At 63.5% G+C, this 20,316-nt stretch carries 16 protein-coding genes and 2 pseudogenes; 6 read left to right on the top strand and 12 right to left on the bottom strand.

Features of this window, described 5'->3' with window-relative positions; translation table 11 throughout:
* Positions 1-129 precede the first annotated feature (129 nt).
* Entirely contained in the window at positions 130-837 is a 708-nt protein-coding gene (locus ACP8LP_RS11580; protein ID WP_036909917.1) for a hypothetical protein, read from the bottom strand.
* Between the two features lie 97 nt (positions 838-934).
* On the opposite strand from ACP8LP_RS11580, the gene ACP8LP_RS11585 reads away from it, so the two are divergent.
* A complete protein-coding gene (locus tag ACP8LP_RS11585; protein WP_016666440.1) occupies positions 935-2,302 on the top strand; it encodes an MFS transporter in 1,368 nt (455 codons plus the stop codon).
* 135 nt (positions 2,303-2,437) lie between these two features.
* Here the strand turns inward: ACP8LP_RS11585 and rplI are convergent, their stop codons facing one another.
* The 4 genes from rplI to rpsF all read right to left on the bottom strand — a co-directional run bounded on the left by rplI (position 2,438) and on the right by rpsF (position 4,282).
* Positions 2,438-2,887, bottom strand: a complete 450-nt coding sequence (gene rplI, locus ACP8LP_RS11590; protein WP_004809776.1) for a 50S ribosomal protein L9 — start codon at positions 2,885-2,887, stop codon at positions 2,438-2,440.
* A 14-nt stretch (positions 2,888-2,901) separates the two neighbouring features.
* The gene (gene rpsR / locus ACP8LP_RS11595; RefSeq protein ID WP_004809778.1) at positions 2,902-3,141 is read right to left on the bottom strand and encodes a 30S ribosomal protein S18; all 240 of its coding nucleotides are present in this window, start codon (positions 3,139-3,141) and stop codon (positions 2,902-2,904) included.
* A gap of 145 nt (positions 3,142-3,286) precedes the next feature.
* A complete protein-coding gene (locus tag ACP8LP_RS11600; protein WP_016666441.1) occupies positions 3,287-3,877 on the bottom strand; it encodes a single-stranded DNA-binding protein in 591 nt (196 codons plus the stop codon).
* A 114-nt stretch (positions 3,878-3,991) separates the two neighbouring features.
* Complete coding sequence (gene rpsF, locus ACP8LP_RS11605; protein ID WP_016666442.1) at positions 3,992-4,282, bottom strand: 30S ribosomal protein S6; 291 nt, start codon at positions 4,280-4,282, stop codon at positions 3,992-3,994.
* 721 nt (positions 4,283-5,003) lie between these two features.
* On the opposite strand from rpsF, the pseudogene ACP8LP_RS11610 reads away from it, so the two are divergent.
* Together ACP8LP_RS11610 and ACP8LP_RS11615 are read left to right on the top strand one after the other, a co-directional pair.
* Positions 5,004-6,896, top strand: a pseudogene (locus ACP8LP_RS11610) (S8 family serine peptidase); the annotation flags it as partial.
* 3,171 nt (positions 6,897-10,067) lie between these two features.
* Positions 10,068-10,256 (top strand): annotated as a pseudogene (locus ACP8LP_RS11615) (hypothetical protein); the annotation flags it as partial.
* Between the two features lie 143 nt (positions 10,257-10,399).
* Here the strand turns inward: ACP8LP_RS11615 and ACP8LP_RS11620 are convergent.
* The 6 genes from ACP8LP_RS11620 to ACP8LP_RS11645 all read right to left on the bottom strand — a co-directional run bounded on the left by ACP8LP_RS11620 (position 10,400) and on the right by ACP8LP_RS11645 (position 16,604).
* A complete protein-coding gene (locus tag ACP8LP_RS11620; protein WP_016666444.1) occupies positions 10,400-10,783 on the bottom strand; it encodes a rhodanese-like domain-containing protein in 384 nt (127 codons plus the stop codon).
* Between the two features lie 187 nt (positions 10,784-10,970).
* Positions 10,971-11,432: a PTS sugar transporter subunit IIA gene (locus ACP8LP_RS11625; RefSeq protein WP_016666445.1), complete on the bottom strand. Its 462-nt coding sequence runs from the start codon at positions 11,430-11,432 to the stop codon at positions 10,971-10,973.
* Positions 11,433-11,468: 36 nt separating this feature from the next.
* Positions 11,469-12,962, bottom strand: a complete 1,494-nt coding sequence (locus ACP8LP_RS11630) for a PTS fructose transporter subunit IIC (RefSeq protein ID WP_036910095.1) — start codon at positions 12,960-12,962, stop codon at positions 11,469-11,471.
* A 402-nt stretch (positions 12,963-13,364) separates the two neighbouring features.
* Complete coding sequence (locus tag ACP8LP_RS11635; protein ID WP_016666447.1) at positions 13,365-13,736, bottom strand: hypothetical protein; 372 nt, start codon at positions 13,734-13,736, stop codon at positions 13,365-13,367.
* Between the two features lie 61 nt (positions 13,737-13,797).
* Complete coding sequence (locus ACP8LP_RS11640) at positions 13,798-15,732, bottom strand: AMP-dependent synthetase/ligase (protein WP_484483176.1); 1,935 nt, start codon at positions 15,730-15,732, stop codon at positions 13,798-13,800.
* A gap of 74 nt (positions 15,733-15,806) precedes the next feature.
* On the bottom strand, positions 15,807-16,604 hold the full coding sequence (locus tag ACP8LP_RS11645; RefSeq protein WP_036976359.1) for a deoxyribonuclease IV: 798 nt from the start codon (positions 16,602-16,604) through the stop codon (positions 15,807-15,809).
* Between the two features lie 121 nt (positions 16,605-16,725).
* On the opposite strand from ACP8LP_RS11645, the gene ACP8LP_RS11650 reads away from it, so the two are divergent.
* The 3 genes from ACP8LP_RS11650 to ACP8LP_RS11660 are packed head-to-tail and all read left to right on the top strand — an operon-like array spanning position 16,726 to position 18,855.
* Positions 16,726-17,535: an SDR family NAD(P)-dependent oxidoreductase gene (locus tag ACP8LP_RS11650; protein ID WP_036975561.1), complete on the top strand. Its 810-nt coding sequence runs from the start codon at positions 16,726-16,728 to the stop codon at positions 17,533-17,535.
* Position 17,536: 1 nt separating this feature from the next.
* Entirely contained in the window at positions 17,537-18,373 is an 837-nt protein-coding gene (locus tag ACP8LP_RS11655) for a lysophospholipid acyltransferase family protein (protein ID WP_016666451.1), read from the top strand.
* Positions 18,373-18,855 carry a GyrI-like domain-containing protein gene (locus ACP8LP_RS11660; RefSeq protein WP_015583627.1) on the top strand — a complete coding sequence of 161 codons (483 nt, stop codon included), beginning with the start codon at positions 18,373-18,375 and terminating at the stop codon, positions 18,853-18,855. The genes ACP8LP_RS11655 and ACP8LP_RS11660 overlap by 1 nt, the downstream gene beginning before the upstream one ends.
* Before the next feature lie 91 nt (positions 18,856-18,946).
* On the opposite strand, the gene ACP8LP_RS11665 is transcribed toward ACP8LP_RS11660, so the two are convergent.
* The gene (locus ACP8LP_RS11665) at positions 18,947-20,137 is read right to left on the bottom strand and encodes a septal ring lytic transglycosylase RlpA family protein (RefSeq protein WP_016666452.1); all 1,191 of its coding nucleotides are present in this window, start codon (positions 20,135-20,137) and stop codon (positions 18,947-18,949) included.
* Between the last annotated feature and the right edge of the window lie 179 nt (positions 20,138-20,316).

A 20,316-nucleotide genomic window follows, 5' to 3' on the forward strand; every position in this document is an offset into this window, starting at 1 on the left:
GCCTCTTGGGCCATCCCCTTTGCCGCTCTGGACAGTGAGAGCCCTCAGGAAGAGGCCAGCCCCGTTAATGCCTTCCGACAAGGCGTCCAAGGCGACGGCTGACACTCCTCGGCGATTTTCACCGCCAGGTCAAGGCCACAGGGCGTACGTCTGACCATTCCCGACGCACCAGACGGAAATCCCCATCACCCCGACCTCGAGAGGCACGACATCGGCCAGGATCTCGACTGCTCTGCCCCGTAACTCAGGCGGAACCTGGTACCCCATCGTGACGTGGGGATTCCACCACCGTGGCCCGTAGTAGTTGAAAGCGGTAACGCCCACCTCGGCCAGCCGACGATGCAGAGCCTCATGGGGTCTCCGGAGCGTCTCCGGAACCCGCGAGGCGCGAAAAACGTCAGCCGCAGCCGGAGAGGAGCACGATTCGGCACCTTCTCCCTGCGAGGTGTCAGAAATTGTCGTGGGGGTGAGGGGGCCAGAGACAGCGGCGGGGGCAGGGACGCTGGTGTCCGACCAGGCCACCTCAGGGCGGGTGACGTCGGGGCGAGTTGGGTGGTGAGGGCACAGCGCCACCACACCATCAGAATTCGGCAACTGGCACGAGGTCGTCAGCGTCACTCGCTCCGGCCACCCGACGTCGACGAGATCAGAATCAACTCCATTCATGGTCGAGACCGCCGCCACCGTGACGTGGGCAGGCTCGCGCAGCACCGGAATCCCCGCTGCCATGAGCTGGTTCCGGACATCACGAAGTACCTCCTGGGCCTCGTCATCGAGGGTGAGGGACAACGTGTGAGTGAACACAACGCCAGGCTGCCAGTCGCTGTCTTCTGTCACACCTCACCCCAATCTTGTTACAAATCTGTTACCAACGTCACACTTTCCACCCATTTACGGCATAGTTCCGATCACGATGCCAAAGGAGGCGCCAACAGTGGCACGTGAAACACAACTGGTCCGTGAGGAACACAGCCTCGGACGGGCTGCACTCAACACTCTCAAAGGGTGCCTGGGAAACCTCGTCGAGTGGTACGACGTCTACACCTACACGGTCTTCGCAACATATTTCCAGAACCAGTTCTTCAGCCCTGAGGACAAGAACTCGCGCATCTACGTCTATGCCGTGTTCGCCATCACCTTCCTCATGCGTCCGCTGGGTTCTTGGTTCTTCGGGCGCTGGGCCGACCGGCACGGACGTCGCTCCGCCCTCACCTTCTCGGTTCTGGTAATGGCCTCCGCCTCATTGGTTGTGGCGATCCTTCCTTCTCGCAACCAGATTGGTATGTGGGCCGCGGCGCTCCTCATCATCTGCCGTATTGTCCAGGGATTCGCCACCGGTGGCGAGTACGGCACCTCCGCAACGTACATGTCGGAAGCGGCTGTTCCTAATCGTCGCGGCTTCCTGTCATCCTTCCAGTACGTCACCCTCGTTGGTGGCCAGGTCATCGCCCAGGCCGTCCTGCTCATCGAGACCGCAACGTTGACCCACGACCAGATCGCCACCTGGGGTTGGCGTATCGCCTTCGGTATCGGTGGCCTCGCGGCCGTCGTCGTACTCTGGATGCGACGCACCATGGACGAATCCCTCACCGAGGAGCATCTGGAGAACATTCGCACGGGCCTGGACCGCGATTCCGGCACGATGCGCACCCTGCTGGTCGATCACTGGCAGCCGCTACTGCTGGTCTTCCTCATCACCATGGGCGGCACCGTCTGCTTCTACACCTACTCGGTGAATGCCCCCGCCATCGTGAAGTCCACCTTCAAGGAGCAGGCAATGACGGCGACCACCGTCAACCTCATCGCGCTGATCTTCCTCATGTGCCTGCAGCCAGTCGGCGGCCTCATCTCCGACAAGATCGGCCGCAAACCGCTGCTGGTCTTCTTCGGCGTGGGCGCCGTCTGCTACACGTGGGTGCTCATCGCTTTCCTCCCCAAGGCCACCAATCCCTTCGGTGCCTTCGGCCTGCTGTTCGTCGGCTACATCATCCTGACCGGCTACACCTCGATCAACGCCCTGGTGAAGTCCGAGCTCTTCCCGGCCAAGATTCGCGCCCTCGGTGTCGGCCTCGGCTATGGCCTCGCCAACTCCTGCTTCGGTGGCACTGCCCCGCTCATCTACGAGGCCTTCAAGGAACATGACAACGTGACGTGGTTCATCGTCTACGTGACGACCCTGACCTTCATCTCGACCTTGATCTACATCTTCGGGCTCAAGAACAAGACGGCCACCCATCTCGATCACGAGCAAGGGCACGCCTGGACACACAACGATGAAACGCCCCCGCCGGCAGCCCGCTGACCCCCAGTGGCCATGCGGTAACCCCCGCGCGGCACACAATGGAGTCAGGCTTCGTCATGACTTTCGCCGGTGGTGACGCAACAAAAGGAGGGCACCCACATGGGTGCCCTCCTTCATGTCTGCGTGTGCATCAGATCACGCGGCAGGAACGGTCTCCACCGTGACGTGACCCTTGATGGCGTCATGCAGCTTGACGCCGACGGTGTGCTTGCCGATGGTCTTGATCGGCTTGCTAATCTCGATGGTCCGCTTGTCAAGGGCGGGGCCACCAGCCTTCTTGACGGCCAGGGCGATGTCGGCAGGGGTGACGGCACCGAACAGACGACCGCTCTCGCCGGCCTGGACGGTCACCTGGACGACCAGGTGCTCCAGCTGAGAACGGACCTGCTCGGCCTCCTCCTTGGAGTTGATCTCCTTGGCCTCGCGGGCGCGGGTGATGTCCTTGATCTGGGCCTCAGCACCGCGCGTCCACTTGATGGCGTAGTTTTGCGGCAGCAGAAAGTTACGGCCGTAACCGTCCTTGACCTCAACGATGTCACCGGGGACACCGAGCTTGGCCACCGGAGCAGTGAGAATGAGCTTCATGTCTTTCCCCCTTCTCAGCGAGCCGTCGAGGCGTACGGGAGCAGTGCGAGCTCGCGGGCGTTCTTGATCGCGATGGCGACCTTGCGCTGATCCTGGACCGACAGCCCGGTGACGCGACGAGCGCGGATCTTGCCTCGCTCAGAGATGAACTTGCGCAGCAGGGCAGTGTCCTTGTAGTCAACCGCGCCGATGTGCACGGTCTTGACGGGGACGACCTTCTTCTTGTTCACAGACTTGCGCTGTGGACCGGCCATTGTGGTGCTCTCCTTCGTGTGAAAGCCCGGCTCTCGCCGGAATGTGCCTTGTCCGTGGCCCCATGCGGGGCACCGAACCTGATGTTTCTTGTATCGATGACGCCGGTGATCGGCGGATCGGATCTCCCAATCAGAGACCTATCGATCAGAACGGGGGTTCATCGGTCTGGGCCGAGGCCCAGGGATCGACTCCGCCGCCGCGGTTGGCATCACCGTTGTTATAGGACCCCTGGTTACCGGAGTTTCCACCCCAATTACCACTCTGGCCGCCATTACCGCCGGACCAGCCGCCATTGCCGCCACCGGGGTTTCCGCCCCAGTTGCCGCCCTGGCCGCCACCAGCATTGCCACCCCAGTTGCCTCCGCCGGAGGACTGGTTGCGAGCCACCTTGGCCGAGGCGAACCTCAGCGACGGACCCACCTCGTTGACGTCGATCTCGTAGGAGGTACGACGGTTGCCGTCGCGGTCCTCGTAGGAGCGAGCCTTGAGGTTGCCGTTGACGATGACACGCATGCCCTTGGAGAGGGACTCGGCGACATTCTCGGCGAACTGGCGCCACACGGAACAGTTGAGGAACATTGCCTCACCGTCGCGCCACTCGTTGGTCTGTCGGTCGAAGGTTCGCGGGGTCGATGCCACCGTGAAATTCGCGACAGGCACCCCGTTAGGGGTGAAGCGCAGCTCAGGATCAGCAGTCAAGTTGCCAATCACCGTGATGGGTGTTTCGCCAGCCATGTCACTCTCCGCGGTTCGGGGTTTTGCGAATCAATGGTTCCAGTGTGCCGCTCACCTAGGACAGTCTTCGGAATCTCCCGAAGGACAGCGGCGAACAGCGCGGGTCCTCGATCCTCAGTGGATCTCGGGACGCATGACCTTGGTGCGCATGACCTTCTCGTCGATGGCGAGAAGACGGTCCATCTCCTGGATGGTCGCGGGCTCACAGGTCGCGTTGATGACGACGTAGATGCCTTCCGACTTCTTCTGAATGTCGTAGGCCAGGCGGCGCTTGCCCCACACGTCGACGTTGTCGACGGTGCCCTTCTCGTCAGTGATGACCTTCAGGTACTTCTCCATGAGGGAATCGACCTGACGCTCCTCGGCGGTCGGATCAATGATGATCATGACCTCGTACTTACGCATACGCTGACTCCACCTCCTCTGGTCTCAGCGGCCACGAGTACATCCCGTGGCAGGAGGGCGAATGCCACCGATCGGGGTCTGCCCGACCGGCCAGCCGCCACTGTGGACAGCCAATTGAGCAGCATACCGGCTGGGTCGTCGTTCTCCGAATCCTCGGGACTCATCGCCGGCCGCCTCACCTCCATGACGCCCAGAATCCATGATCCGCGTAGCGCGAGGCCACTTAGGTCGCCCTAAGCAGTTGGTAACGATTTCATCAATTTCTTCTTCGAGGTCTCGCGCTCATCGGGGCGATCCGACAGAGTTCTCCCCAAAGCGGCCGGAACTGCACCCGAGGATCCGACATACGGGCACCATGTCTGCTGTGCCAGATCTTTGGACAATCTGTCTGCCACGTATGCGAGCCCGGGAGGTCCGGCCGCAGTGTCAAAGAAAGACGGTCACACATATGCGTACATCTCGAGGAGGAGGACTGCTCGCAGGCATTGTTGCGCTGGCGCTGGCAGCTACTCCGGCCGCGATGGCCGCCCCGAGTCCAACACCACCGCCCCTCTCTCCCCCTCCCGCGGCTCAGAAACAGTCCGAGAAGGTCAAGGTCATCGTACTGCTGAAGGGGCAGCCCTCCGGACGCGGAGTTGAGAAGACCAATCTCGCCGAGCTGAGCCGCACCATCAGTGCCATTCAGTCCAAGGTCCCGATCAAGGTTGACCGCCGATTCGGCATGCTCCTCAAGGGGTTCTCGGCCTGGGTGGAGACCTCTGACATCCCCGCTCTGGAGGCCCAGCCAGGCGTCGCCTCCGTCAAGCCGGTGCGCGCTTACAAGCCGGTCGATGACGACGCCAACCTGGCGACCGGGGCCACCGCAGCTCGCAAGACCGGACTCGACGGACGAGGCACTGTCGTCTCCATCGTCGACACCGGTATCGACATCAAGCACCAGGACATGCGTCTCGACGCCGAGGGCAAGGCCGGCGCCAAGCTCAAGGCTGCTGACGGATTCACCGACAAGGTGCCTTATGGCTACAACTTCGCCGACCGCAACACCAACGCCAAGGACACCACTGCCTCCCAGCACGGCATGCACGTTGCCGGCATCGTGGCTGCCAACGGTGGGGCTGACGCTGACGCCGTCACCAATGGACGCGTCAACGGCGCCGCCCCCGAGGCCCAGTTGCTCGCCATGAAGGTGTTCTCCAACGATCCCGCCAAGTCCGGATCGGCCTACACCGATGACATCGTCGCCGCCATCGAGGAATCGGTGCGACGCGGCGCCGACGTCATCAACATGTCCCTCGGCTCGGCCGATGGCGTGGACTCCGCCGACCAGGGCGAGGCCCTCGCCATCGCCAACGCCCAGCACGCCGGCGTCCAGGTCATCGTCGCCGCCGGCAACGACGGCCTGTCGACCTCCGCCCAGGGCAACGAGGTCGACGCCCTCGGGCTCCTCGACAACGGAGCTCTCGGTAGCCCCGCAGCTGCCCCGGCCGCATGGTCCGTCGCCTCCATCACCAACGTCCACAAGGTCGTCACTGCCGCGAAGGCCACCTGGGAGGGCGGCTCCGCCGACGTTGGATACCAGCAGCAGGCTGGCCCCGCCGACTTCGAGACTCACACGCTGGTCGCTGCCGGCATCGGCAAGCCCGACCAGGTCCCCGCCGAGGTCAAGGGCAACTGGGCCCTCATCGAGCGCGGTGAGATCTCCTTCGCCGACAAGGTGAAGAACGCCGTCGCCAAGGGTGCGACCGGTGTCATCATCTTCAACAATGCCGGCGGCGGGAACGATATCCCCGGCATGGCAGGTATCGAAGGCTCCACCGTCCCGGTCTCGGGCATGGGACATGACGACGGCCAGAAGCTCGCCGACGTCATGAAGTCCGGCAAAGAGGTGTCGATCCAGCTCACCAAGTCCAACAAGCTGGTCGACAACCCCGATCCGTTGCTCGCCTCGAGCTTCACCTCGTGGGGTGCCACCCCGGACCTCAACTTCAAGCCTGAGATCGCCGGCATCGGCGGATCGGTCTACTCGACCCTCAACGACAACAAGTACGGCGTCATGTCGGGTACCTCGATGGCCACCCCGAACGTCGCCGGACTGTCGGCCCTCATGCTGCAGTCCCTCAAGAAGACCAACCCTGGCCTCTCCCGTGTCGCAGCGGACTCCACCCTGCGCACCGCGATGTCGAACACCGCCGAGATCCTCACGTACTCCAACAGTGTGCCGCTGGCTCCCCGTCAGATCGGCGCCGGCCTCGCCCAGGTCGACCGTGCCGCCAAGACCCGCGTCCTGGCGACGGTCAACGGCAAGCCCAACGCCGCTCTCAAGGAGATCACCTCGGCCCGCAAGGTCAACGTCGTCCTCACCAACCTCGGTGACAAGCCGCAGACCTTCACCACCAGCCAGACCTGCGTCGTCAATGAGGATCACAGCGGTGAGAACCCGCTGACCTCGTGCTCGACCAGCGAGAAGGCGACCGCCGCGACCAACACCGTGACGGTTCCGGCCCACGGCACCGCCAACGTCTCCTGGACCGTCACCCCGAAGACCGGTGACGCCCACTGGATCGAGGGCTGGTTCAAGTTCTCGTCCACTGATCCGTCCCAGCCCGATCTGGCCCTGCCCTACATGGGCTTCGTCGGCGACTGGAACGCCGAGAACATCATCGACACCCCCGTCTACTCCAAGACGCCGTCGCTGATGTCCCAGGTCTTCGGCGAGAAGAACCCGCACAAGACCGTCCTGGCCAGCAAGGCCTATGGCTCGATGACCATCGAGCGCGGCGTGGGAGCCAACTTCTTCTCCCCCAACGGCGACGGGATGCTCGACACCATCTTCGCCCAGACCCTGCTGCTGCGTTCGGCCCAGGAGCTCAAGTTCTCCGTCGTCGACGCCAACGGCAAGACCGTCCGCGAGCTCGGTTCGGACCGCGACCTGCAGCACATGCTGCTGAGCAGGCTCGCCGGCATCCGGACCAACGCCGCCGAGAGTGATCCCGATCGCGGCTGGGACGGCAAGGTGTGGGACGCCAAGAAGGCCGCTTTCGTCACCGCTCCCGAGGGCAAGTACACCTTCAAGGTGCAGGCTCGTCTGTCGCCGAACTTCAGCTGGCAGACCGTCGAGATGCCCTTCGTCCTCGACGTCACCGCCCCGAAGCTCGCCACCTCGGTGCGCGCCAACGCCGACGGCACCGCCTCGGTCATCGTCAAGGTGACCGACTCGGGTTCGGGTGCCGGCCCGGTCGCCGCGCGCGATGGCTCGGGCAAGATGTTGACCGCCGACACCAAGTCGGTGCCCGGCGCGACCGTCTTCACCGTTGCGAACCCGGCTGCGGCCAAGTACGTGCAGCTCACTGCCGTCGACCGCGCCTTCAACACCGCGACCTCCGTCGTCATGCTCGACAAGACTGTCCTGGCCACCCCCGACTCCCTGCCCCAGGGTGCCGTCGTCAACGCCGAGACCCCCGACTCCTCAAGCTTGTTCCAGGTCGAGAAGCAGGCCTTCCTGCGCAAGGACAAGACCCTGCCTATCCGCGGTGTCGTCTCCGCCCAGGTTGCCAAGGTGATCGTCAACGGGGTTGACGCCACGATCGACGCCGACCACCACTTCACCGCGATGGTCGGATGGACCGAGGGACACAACAGCTACGAGATCGTCGCCTACGACGCCGCCGGCAAGGTCCTCGACCGCTCCACGACGTGGATCGACGTCGACCTCAAGGGCCCGCAGCTCACCGCTGACGCCGCTCGCAATTCGCAGAGCCTCGTCACCATCAAGGAGGACGGCACCGTCGACGTCTCGGGCACCGTCTCCGACGACCAGGCCAAGGTTGGCGACCAGCGTCGTCCGCTGACGGTCATGATCGACGGCAAGAAGGTCCAGGCGAATGCTGACGGCACCTTCAAGGCGACCGTCGCCCCGGGCAAGTCAGCCACCCAGGTCGTCGTGGCTGCCAATGACGGAGTGAACGTCACCACCGTCACCCTGCCTCTCGACCGCCCGGTCTCCGAGGACAACGCCTTGCGCATCACCTTCGACAACCCGGCCATGGCTGATCCGAACTCCCCGTTCGGCCAGCAGAACGTCTTCCTGGACGGCAAGGATCCCAACGTCGACACCAAGTCGAACCCTCGCACCTACACGATCTCGGGTACCTTCAACCGTGCTCCGAAGTCCTTCACGATCGAGGGCAAGGAGGTTCAGCTCGATTCCAAGCTGCACTTCTCCGTCAAGGTGCCGATCAACCAGGGCCTGACGAAGATCAGCTACACCGTCACCGACACCACCAAGGACGCCAAGATCCTTGAGAGTGCATGGCGAGTGTTCTACGACAGCCGGGTGCCCGGCATCGAGCTGGATCGTCCGCGTATCGCCGAGGATGGTGCCATCTACATCACCACGCCGTCGCAGGACGTCACCTTCGCCGGCCGGGTGTGGGACAACGCCTTCGGTTACAACCTGGCCATCAACGGCAACATCGTCAGCAACTTCTCCAACGTCTGGGATCCGGGCGCCAAGATCAACAAGCGCGGATTCTCTGAGGATGCCACCGCCTCTGACGGCGACCGCATCCTGCTGGGTCTCTACGACCTCATGGGCAACGGCCTGGAGCAGATCATCCCGGTGATCAGCGACACCGAGGCTCCTGACGTCGAGGTTGCCGGAGTCAAAGCTGGTGACGTGGTGTCCGAGCCGACGACGATCACCGTCAAGGCTTCTGACGCTCACCTTCGCAACATGAAGGTGACCCTGGACGGCAAGCAGGTCGCCTTCAAGGCCACGAAGGTGGTCCCCGCCGAGGGCGCCGAGGTTGCCTTCGAGGGTGAGCCGGACGACACCGGCGCCACCGCCCCGTCGACGTCCCCGTCCTCCGAGGCTTCCGCCGCTCCGTCGGCCAGCGCTCCGACCACCACCTCGGCTGCTCAGGCCGAGAAGGTCGCCGCCAAGGCTGCCGCTGCCCAGGAGGCCGTCGACAAGGAAGCTGCCAAGGATGACGCCAAGCCGGCCAAGACCGGTGAGGGCTACACCCAGCTGACGGTCGAGCTGCCGACCAAGGACCTGGCTGCCGGCGCACACCAGCTGGCCGTCACCGCCACCGACCGCGCCGACCGTCGTACCGACGTCGCAGTGCCGTTCACGGTGGACGCTGCTCCTCGCATCGAGGGGCCGGGCGCCCTGGTCGTCAACCCCGACGAGAACGTCCTCGACCAGATCCGCGCTGCCTACAAGGTGGTTGACGATCTCGACGGCAACCTCGTCGTCAACGCCAACTTGAGCGGGCTCGTCATGGACCAGGCCGTCCCGGTCGTCCTGACCGCGGTCGACTCGGCCGGCCACGTCGCCACCAAGACCGTGCAGATCACCATGCAGCGTCCGGAGCGGACCCTGACCGGTGAGTGCGGCTCGATGAAGGGTCGTTTCGCCAAGGGTGACTCGATCTCGATCACCTGCCGCACCGACGCCAACGGGGACGTCATCGTCACCGTGAAGAATGCTGGACCGACCGTCACCGGAACACTGACCCTCAATCTGCCGACCGATCGCAAGATCCTCGTCCTTGAGAATGGCAAGGTCGTCGGGACTGCGAAGGGCCAGGTCGTTAACGGCAAGGTTGTCCTCAACGCCCCGTCGAAGATCACTCTCGACTTCGTCGCCAACAAGGCTGACGCGGGTGACACCCAGCCAACCATTCCGGGCAAGACGAGGCCTGGACACGGCACCAAACCTGGGCACGGCACCGACCCGGGTCATGGCACGAAGCCTGGCCACGACACCAAGCCCGGTCATGGCAGCGAGCCTGGTCATGACACCGAGCTTGGCGACGACGGATCCAATGGTTCCGGGACTCCGCATCGTCACTACCAGCTGCCTTCCACCGGTGGTGACCCCGCAACTGGCCTGACCGGTCTCGCCGGACTCGTCGGGATGGGAGCGCTGGCCAGCATGGCAGTTGCAGCCATCCGCAAGTCGCGTCGCTGACGCCTAGCAACGCATCGCCCCTTCACCTGTTGGTGAGGGGGCGATGTTCGTTGTGGGGGTTCTGGCAGGGACTGAGATCGAGGCCTGCCGTGGGGGCTGTCTCCGTCAGGGGCCTGCCGACGATGCGTCGCGGTGGTGAGGTGTCAGCGGCCGCGTGGCGGCCCAGGAATGAGGATTTCCCCGCCGGCCCGCCATGCGCGCAGGCCGGATGCGAGGAAGTCGCAGGTGTAGCCCTTCTCCCGTACCCGGTCCACCAGGTGACCGGATCGGAAACCGGAGTCGCACACCAGGACGAAATGCGGATCGGGTTCAGCCAACGGGTCATCGCCATAGACTGCGGTGAACGGGTCGGCGATCAACTCCTTGGGGTTGATGAGCCGCGACCCAGGGGCGTGGCCGGCCTCATACTCGCGGGGAGTCCTGACGTCGACGAGAACTCCTCCCTTGGCGAGGATGTTGAGGACGTCGGAAAGCTCAAGGCCTCCCTCGGCCATTCCATGATTCATCAGCAGGTCGCGCAGTCCCATGTCTGCACAGTCTAGGGAAAGTGACCGAACGGTGATTCACACCTTCTCGTACTGGGTGGCGACTCACCCGATGGCGAAAATTCCCGGCATGGCAGGGCCCGGGAAGCGTCGATGCGCGTTCCCCGGGCCTGCTGACGAAAATGGTCACTCTCTGATCGACGCTGTCTGTCGACGAGCGGGCTGTGACTCAGGCGCTGATACCCTCCAGCACCGCGCGAATCTCCTGCGGAGTCGAAGCCGACATCAGGCGGTTGCGGAAATCAGCCTTGACGAGATTCCGTGCCAGGGAGGCCAGGATCCGCAGGTGCTCGTTGCCAGCTGCGGCCGCGGGAACAGCGATGAGGAAGACGAGGTTGGCCAAGGAACCGTCCGGGGCTCCCCAGTCCACTCCCTCGTCACTGCGAGCAAAGGCTAGGGCCGGACGATCGACGCCATCACACTTGCCGTGCGGAATCGCGATGCCGTCACCCAGGCCGGTGGTTCCGACGTCCTCACGGGCGCGGACGGCCTTGATGAGCACATCGCGGTCGACCAGCGCGCCGCTGGCACCGATGAGGTCAACCATCCTCTCGATGGTGTCATTCTTGTTCCCTGCACTCAGGGACAGATCAATCGATCCTTCGGCGAGCAAATCTGCAATCGTTGCCATGTTGTTTCTCCTAACGATGTCGTTGTGGGGTCAAGGTCACGCCGCGACGGCACGTTCCTTCTTCCGAGCTGCTGCTTTCTTGAGGGCCAAGGACATGAAAGCCGTCACCAGAGCACCGATGATGATCGCGGCGAAGAAGCCGAGGATGGGGCTGCACGCGCCGAGTACGCCGACGATCGGTCCGCCGTGCATGACGACGTCGTGCACCCCGAACATGCCGGCCAGCACAGCGGCAACGGCTCCACCCACCATGTTCGACGGGATGACACGGGCCGGGTCAGCTGCGGCGAACGGGATGGCACCCTCGGTGATGCCGAACAGACCCATGAAGAGAGCGGCGATACCGGCGTCACGCTCCTGCTTGGTGAACAGATGACGACCCATGAGGGTGGCCAGGCCCATGCCGAGCGGGGCGACCGGGATGGCGGCTGCGGCCAGACCCATGACCTTGCCCTGGTCGACGGCGATCATGCCGCCGGCGAAGAGGAAGGCCACCTTGTTGACCGGCCCGCCCATGTCGAAGCTGACCATGAGGCCGATGATGATGGCGAGGATGACGATCGAGGAGGTCGTCATGCTGGCCAGGAAGTTCGTCAGGCCATTGAACAGGGCCGCCAGCGGGCGGCCGAGCACGTAGACGTAGAGCAGCGAGACGATCGCGGTGCCGAAGATCGGGATGATGAGAATCGGCACGATCGGCTTGACGTACTCATGCCACGGGATCTTTCGCATCCACTTGGCAACGTAACCGGCGATGATGCCGATGATGATGGCGCCGATGAAACCGGTGTTGAGGCCGGTCTTGGCTCCGTCGGGGGCAGTCGTCGTCAGGTAGGGGAACTGATCGCCGCTGTTGGCGATGAAGCCGGACACCATGCCGACGACGAGGCCGGGACGGTCAGCGATGGCCTGAGCTATGAAACCGGCGAGCACCGGAATCATGAGGGAGAAGGCCAAGGTTCCGATCTGCAGGATGGTCTGCCAGAAGCTGCCCTCGGGGACGGCGACGCCGCCAGCAGTGGGTTTGCCACCAATGCCCAGGGCCAGGGCGATCATGATGCCGCCGCAGACCACGAAGGGGATCATGTGGGAGACACCGGCCATCAAAGCGGCGTAGAGGGTATGCCCGACGGAGCCCTTGTCGTCCTTGCCGGGCTTGGCATGGGTGACTCCAGCGGAGACCTCGGCGGACTCGGTTTCGATCTCCTCCTTGGTCCCGCCATGAACGGGGGCGGACAGGGCCTTCTCCATGAGTTCGGCCGGACGGGATATGCCGTCCTGAACACCGGTGACGAGGACGCGCTTGCCGTCGAAGCGGGACAGGTCGACCTCGGTGTCAGCCGCGATGATGACGGCATCGGCCTCACGGATATCCTCGGCGGTCAGCTCGTTCTCGACGCCGATCGACCCCTGGGTCTCGACCTTGATCTGGTCACCAGCTTCCTTGGCCGTCTCCTCCAATTTCTCGGCTGCCATGTATGTGTGGGCAATACCGGTCGGACACGCTGTGATTCCGATGTATTTCTTCATCGTTCTCCTTGATGTGGGGGTGCGCTCGCCCGTCATTGTCGGGCCCTGGTGTGACTCGTTGTTGTCGGCGTCAATGTCCGACGTAATCAGATCCGTCAGGCGACTGGGGGCTCTCCACACCACAACGAGCGGGTCCCCACGAATCTCCTCGCCAAACCAGGCACGTTCGGTCATGCTACCTGCCACCTTCTGCACGATCCCCATCGACCTTGAGCTGTCCTCGAGCCGAGTCCTCGAGACCCCGCCAGCACGCGGCGAGAGTCTCCCGGTGACAAAAATCTCCGCCTCACCAGGCACCTACGCACTGGAGTGCCTGGTCCGTGCCCGTGCTGACGAAAAACGTCAAGGAGAACCAACGAATAGGTCAGGCTCCATCACGGCTTGCCGATCCGCTGGTGACCTTCAGCCCTTTCGGGTGCGATCGGAGGTCACGGGCCTCTGGACATATGTCGCGTCGTCGTCAAGACCCTTGCACGGTGGCTGGATCTGGCCGCGTCCGCCAACCCGCCTTTCCCAGGCACGATCGACGGCATTCTCGTTGGCGGCGAACCAATCCCGCAAGGTGGAGCGAAGATCGGACTCCACGGACATGTGAGCCGCGTCGCCGGCGAGATTCACCGCCTCGGTCGGATGCTCGTTGAGATCGTAGAACTCACTCGGACCGTCCGATCTGTCAACTAGCTTGGGGGAGCCGTCAAGAATCATCCGACCGCCGCCATATTCGTCATAACTGATCACGGAGGCCTCGGCGTCATCGGCTTTCTCGCCAGCCACCAACCCGGCAGGGCAGCATGCTCGCCCGTCACACCGATTTGCCACGCGAGCTGCAAAGAACTCAGTTCTTTGAGTTCTCCTTACCGGCCTTCCGACGCACCGCGATCCTGCTGTACATCTCCTCGACGATCTCGGTGAATCTCTTCTCCACCTCACGACGTCGCACCTTGAGGGTCGGTGTGAGCAGGCCATTGTCCATCGTGAACTCGTCCCACAGCACCCGCAGGTCACGGATCTGTTCCTGGTGAGGCAGCTTCTCCGTGATCTCGGCCACGCGACGCCGAATCTCCTCGGCCAGCTCCTCGGATCGCAGCATCTCCGGCCCGGTCATCGACGAGATGTGCAGCCTCTCGGCGATCTCCTCCACCTGAGGCAGAGAGGGCTTGACGAGCAGGGTCAGGCACGGACGATTGTCGCCCAGCAGCACCGCATGCTCGAAGAGAGGATCCTTCATGAGGGAGTTCTCGATCGGCTGCGGGGAGATGTTCTTGCCATTGAGGGTGACGATGATGTCCTTGAGCCGATCGGTGATGACGAGGAAGCCGTCGTCGTCGATGTACCCGATGTCGCCGGTGTGCAGCCAACCGTCCTCGATCGCCGCAGCCGTCTCCTCCGGGGCCTTCCAGTACCCCTTCATGATGTTCGGTCCGCGGTAGAGGATCTCCCCGTCGTCAGTCGTTGACATCCGGCTGCCCACCAGCGGCCTACCGGCAGTGCCGAACTTGCATCCGCCAGGGGAATTGAAGCTCACCAGCGGGGATGCCTCCGTCAGGCCATAACCCTGGCACACCAGCAGACCGCACGCGGCGAAGAACTCCTCGACCTCCTTGCGTAATGGCGCACCACCGGCCGCCAGCACGGTCTTGGGCCCTCCGACGGCGTCACGAATGGCCTTCAGGACGAGACGATCGGCCACCTTGTGTCGTGCTTCCAGCGAGACGCTGGGACGGCGTCCGTCCTGCTTGGTCTGCCACCAGTCGCGCCCGACCTCGAGCGACCATTCGAAGATCTTGAGCTTGGCGGGTGAATCGGCGACCTTCTCCCGCGCCACCTTCATGACCTGCTCATAGAGTTTCGGCACCGAGACAAAGAGGGTCGGACGAACCTCTGCCAGCATCTCCGAGATCGTCTTGGGATTCGGCACGAAGGTGTTGAGGCAGCCGTGTCGGATGACCACCATCGACCAGCCCCACTCCAGGGCGTGCGACAAGGGAAGGAAACTCAGCGAGTGGTCGGCCGGGGTGAAGTCGAAGAAGGCGTCAAGAGCCTGCAACTCGGCCAGGGCCGCACGATGGCTGATCATGACTCCCTTGGGCTCCCCTGTGGTCCCCGAGGTGTAGATGAGGGCGGCGACGTCGTCGGCGCATGATTGCCTCATGCGCTCCTCGACGACGGGCTGCATCTCCTCAGAGACCCCAGCCTGGCGGACCTGTTCCAAGGAGAGCACCGTCAGCCCATCGTGATCACCAACGCGATCGGCCGGGTCGATCAGCACGACAGTCTCCAGGCAGGGCATCTGGTCCCGTGCCTCGAGAATGCGATCAAGCTCCTTGGGTCCAGCGGTGACGATGGCCCGAACCCCTGCATCAGTGACGATGTGGACGATCTGGTCGGGAGTTGACGTCGGGTAGATCGGCACCGGGACGACGCCGATCGTCATGCCCGCAAGATCAGCCTCGATCCACTCCGGGCAGTTTCCGGCAAACAGCGAAATACGATCCCCCCGCTGCAAGCCATCCTCGGTCAGTATCCCGGGGGTGACGAATGCTCGCGCCAAACCGGCAACGCGTCGACCCGTCTCAGCGTAGGTGCGAATGATCCACTGGCCACCCTGACGAACCCGAGTCGCGGGACGAAAACCATGGTTTGCGACCGTGTCACGGAACATGTGGGCAAGGTGATTCTCGACGAGACTCTCGCCCGGTATCGGCTGGCCGAGAAGTTCCCCAGCTGGGTCGAGTTCAGCCTTGTGGAACTGATGTGTGCTCGATGTCATGACCGTTCCCCCTCGCCGGTGTAGACCTGACACCCCTATCGTAATGTTCTCTGATCGTCCGACGTGGGTAGCCCTCACAAGCGTTCCCGCAGCCAGTCGATATCGCGTGCCTGACCCTCGGCATCCCCCGGTGTCTCGACGACGACCGGAGCGTCCGCAGCACGGATGACGTCGACGAGGGCGTCGGCTCCGCACTCCCCCTCACTCAGGTTGGCGTGGCGATCCCGTCCGGAACCAGCCGGTCCTTGCGAGTCATTGGCATGCACGAGGTCGATCCGACCCGTGATTCCACGGACGTCACCAACCAACGTCGTCATGTCGAGACCAGCCGCGAAAGCGTGACAGGTGTCCAGACAGAACCCGACATTCTCATGACCTGACGCGGCACCGATGGCCTCCCAGGTCCCTGACAATCTCTCCAGGAAGCGGGCCATCGCGTTGTCCCCGCCGGCGGTGTTCTCGACGAGGAGCGGCACCGGGAACTCGAAACCGTCGATGGCCTTGCGCCAGTTGTCCTGCCCCTTCTCGATCGACTCCCCGGCGCGTACGTGGCCACCGTGGACGACGACGCCTGTCGCCCCCACCTCGGCGGCGGCGTCAAGGGTCTGCTGCAACAGCTTGCGGCTGGGAATGCGAATGCGGTTGTTGAGGGAGGCAACGTTGATGATGAAGGCCGAGTGCACCACGAGCTTCAACCCAGCTTCCTCAGCAGCCTCCTTGAGGGCTTGGGCACCTCCGGGGAAGCCACAGACCGGCTTCTTCCAGGACTGCGGGTCCCCCAGGCTGATCTGGGCGATGTCGGCTCCGCGCGCTGCCGCCTGTGCCACGGCGTCGGCGGTGTCGACATGACCGCCAATGATCCACTTCGTCATGCCAACACTGTGCCACGAGGAACCGACCGTTCCGTGACTGACGCTGCTCGCCTCAGCGGAACGCCAACGAAAGTCCATTTGAAGATGGTGACCGTCCCCCGAGTGCCGTAGATTGGAAGGTATGGCAACGAGCATGGTCACGGGTGGAACATCAGGTATTGGCCGCGAGTTCGTCACCCAACTGGCTGCCCGTGGCGACAACATCGTGATCGTCGCCCGCGACACCGAGCGGATGGCCACCATCAAGGCGGACGTCGAAGCCCGTTACGGGGTGTCCGTCGAGACGATCGAGGCAGACCTCTCGCAGCGCGAGGACGTCGATCGGATAGCCGCACGTCTCGAGGATCCCGCCCACCACGTCGATCTGCTCGTCAACAACGCCGGCTTCGCGGTGCACGCCAAGATCCTCGATCCTGACGCCCTCGAACTGCAGGACCGCGCCTTCGAGGTCATGATCCGGGCAGTTCTGGTGCTCTCGGCCGCAGCCGGGCGCGCCATGAAGTCCCGCGGCCACGGAGCCATCCTCAACGTCTCCTCCTCGAGCGCCTGGATCAACACCGGCAATTACTCGGCCGTCAAGGCGTGGGTGCTCACCTTCACCGAGGGCCTCGCCAATGAGCTTGCCGGCACCGGCGTCAAGGCCATGGCCCTGTGCCCCGGGTGGGTCCACACCGAGTTCCACTCCCGCGCCAACGTCACCGCCAACCACCTGCCGGACTTCTTCTGGATCGACGCCGAGACCCTGGTACGCGAAGCTCTCAATGACCTCGATCATGGCAAGGTGGTGTCCATCCCCACCCCACTCTGGAAGTTCTTCATCGCAGTGGCCACTCACACCCCACGATCCGCCATGAGATTCCTGTCACGAACCCTGTCCTCGTCGCGGGACAAGGACGAACACCCACAACACACGTCGGGAGGCGAGGCCTGAGATGGCCAGCGTCAAGCCCACCAAGGACCGAGGCCGGTACACCAACGATCTTTCCGCTGTGACGCGGCAGGCAGCGAACATGCTCCTGCTGCGGCCACTGGTGTGGAAACTGGTCAAGGTGTCCGTGCACGGCGCGGACAATCTCGACGGGCTCGACGGCGCTTACGTGGCCGTCGCGAACCACTCCTCCCACCTCGATGCCCCGCTGGTCTTCGGGGCGCTGCCGAAGCGACTCTCTAAGTATCTGGCAACCGGAGCCGCAGCCGACTACTTCTTCACCGCATGGTGGAAGGCCGTCGCGCCAGTACTCTTCTTCAACGCATTCCCGGTCGACCGAGGCAAGGGGAAGACCAAGCAAGGGGCTCGCAACCCACGCTCCCATCGCGGCATGGCAGGTTCCCTGCTGACCGACGGCGTCCCACTGCTGATCTTCCCGGAGGGGACAAGGTCGCGCACTGGAGCGATGGGTACCTTCAAGCCGGGCGCTGCCGCGCTGGCGATTTCGCGCGGGGTTCCCGTCATCCCGATTGCCCTGGTAGGCGCCTGGGCTGCCATGCCTTCCGAGCAGGCGGGCCTCCCCAAGGGTCGTCCCCCGGTCCACGTCGCGATCGGACACCCGATGGACCCCGTCCCCGGGGAGATTGCCCACGAGTTCTCCGAGCGGATTCGTCGTCAGGTCATTGAGCTGCACGACCAGACCGCCCGCGCCTACGGCATGCCCACCCTCGACGAATACGGACGCCACCGCGCCTTGAGCCAAACATCTGAGAGCGGTCACGCGACGTCCCAGACCAAGGACTCGACGGCTGAGTCATCTCAGCCGAATGGAGGTCAATGATGGATCGACCGGTCAAGATCAGGGAGGTCGAGGCCTGCCGGGTCATCTCGATGACCCGGGTGGTGTCCATCGACGAACTCGATCCGTTCATGGATGAGGCCTTCAAGGCTCTAGAACGTCTCGCCCCCGGCGATCCCACTCTCGACAAGGCCTCCCCCTTCGTCATCTACCACGACGGCCTCACCGCCGAGAAAAACGGCACCGTCGAAGTGTGCCAGCCGATTCAGGGCTCCATTGACGACTCTGTGCTGCCGGGGAACGTCACCGTACGCACCGTGGACACCCATCGGGAGGCCTGGGTGACGGTCACCAAGGCCGAACTCGAGTACCCCGACATCGACGAGATCTACGACGACCTCGACGCCTGGCTGGAGGAAGCCGGAATGGTACGTACTGACGCCCCTCGCGAGGTCTACTGGGCCAATTGGGACACCACCGGCATGGAAGATCCGGTCTGCGACGTCTGCTTCCCCATCGTCTGAGGCTCACCCAGATACGGGCGTCCTCACCCAAGCCCAAAACCAATGAGAAGGGCCCCGTCAGATGACGGGGCCCTTCTCACGAAGCCTTGGATCAGCTGTAACGGACGGTCACCAGACCCTGTCCGGGAGCGATGGCATTCATCGCAGCGGTCGAGAGATCGAGGCAACGTCCACCGACGTAGGGACCGCGGTCATTGATACGCACGGTCACGGTACGGCCGTTGTTGACGTTGGTGACGCGGATCGTGGACCCCAGCGGGAGGGTCCGCGAAGCAGCGGTCAGGGCCGACGGATCGAAGGTCTCACCGGAAGCGGTGGGGCCACCGGCGGTGCCGTCGCCCTCGCCGTAGGTGGAGGCCACACAGGTGCTACCGCTGGTCACCGGATTCGAGGCGGATCCGGAATTCGAACGAGATCTCGAGTTCGAACGGGAAGAGGCGGACGAGGACTCAGCCTTCTTCGTACCAACCTTAACGACCTGGGTCACCGGGGCCTTGACGACCTTGGTGGAAACCTTCTTCTCAGAAACCTTCTTGCCGTCCTTGTAGACGACGGTCCAGGTCTCCTCGTTGGTGCCCTTGACGCCCTTGGTGGCGATCTCGGTCGCACCCTTGGCCATCGAGGGGTTCTCAACCCTCTTGGTGGAGAAGGGAACTGCCACGCGGCGCTTCTGGGACTTCTGATCAACCATGGTCAGGGTGATCTTCATGCCATCGGCCAGCGGGGTGCCGAGACCCGGCTTGCTGACGTCATTGGAGTCGACGGAAATCTTGGCAGCCTTGAGGGCATCGGCAACAGTCCCGACCGCACTGACCTTCTGAGTCTTGCCACCAGCGGTCACGGTGACGTCCTTGGCAGTCTGCATGGAGAAGGACAGACCAGTGCGGGAAATGTCCAAGGAGCGCGACACCGAGACGAGGTTGTCCGGATCGGACTGGTTCAGCTGATCCAGCACCTCGGAAACGTTCTTGGCGGTGGTCCACCGGACCACCTTCTTGCCGTCGATGGTGACGACGACACGGCGTCCGTAGTTGACGGTGATGACCTGACCGTCGTGGATCTCGGAGTCCAGCGAGGGTTGGACATCGTCATGGGGGCCAACAGTGATCCCATGCTGGGCGAGGGCCTGCTTGACCGTACCCGGCTTGACCTTGCCCTGCTCGGAGACTCCGTCCACGGAGAAGGTCACGGTGTCTCGATCAAGCGCCTGGACCATCGTGAGACCACCAGCCGAGGTAAGGCTGAGGGCTCCGGCAATCGCGGAGGCTACAACTTTCGACATTCGACCACTTCAGTATCGGGGGCTCGAGGGCCCGGTACGGGGATCAGCGTCAGCCAAATCTGACATGCGCCAATGTGCCCCCGGTGGGAGGCACGGGCTATACCCTAGAACAGTTCACCCGGAGAATCCAAAGATTTACTGAGAAACTTAAGATTCGCTCGCTCCTCACGTGCGTCTCG

Source organism: Cutibacterium sp. LaCa_89 (assembly GCF_058177555.1).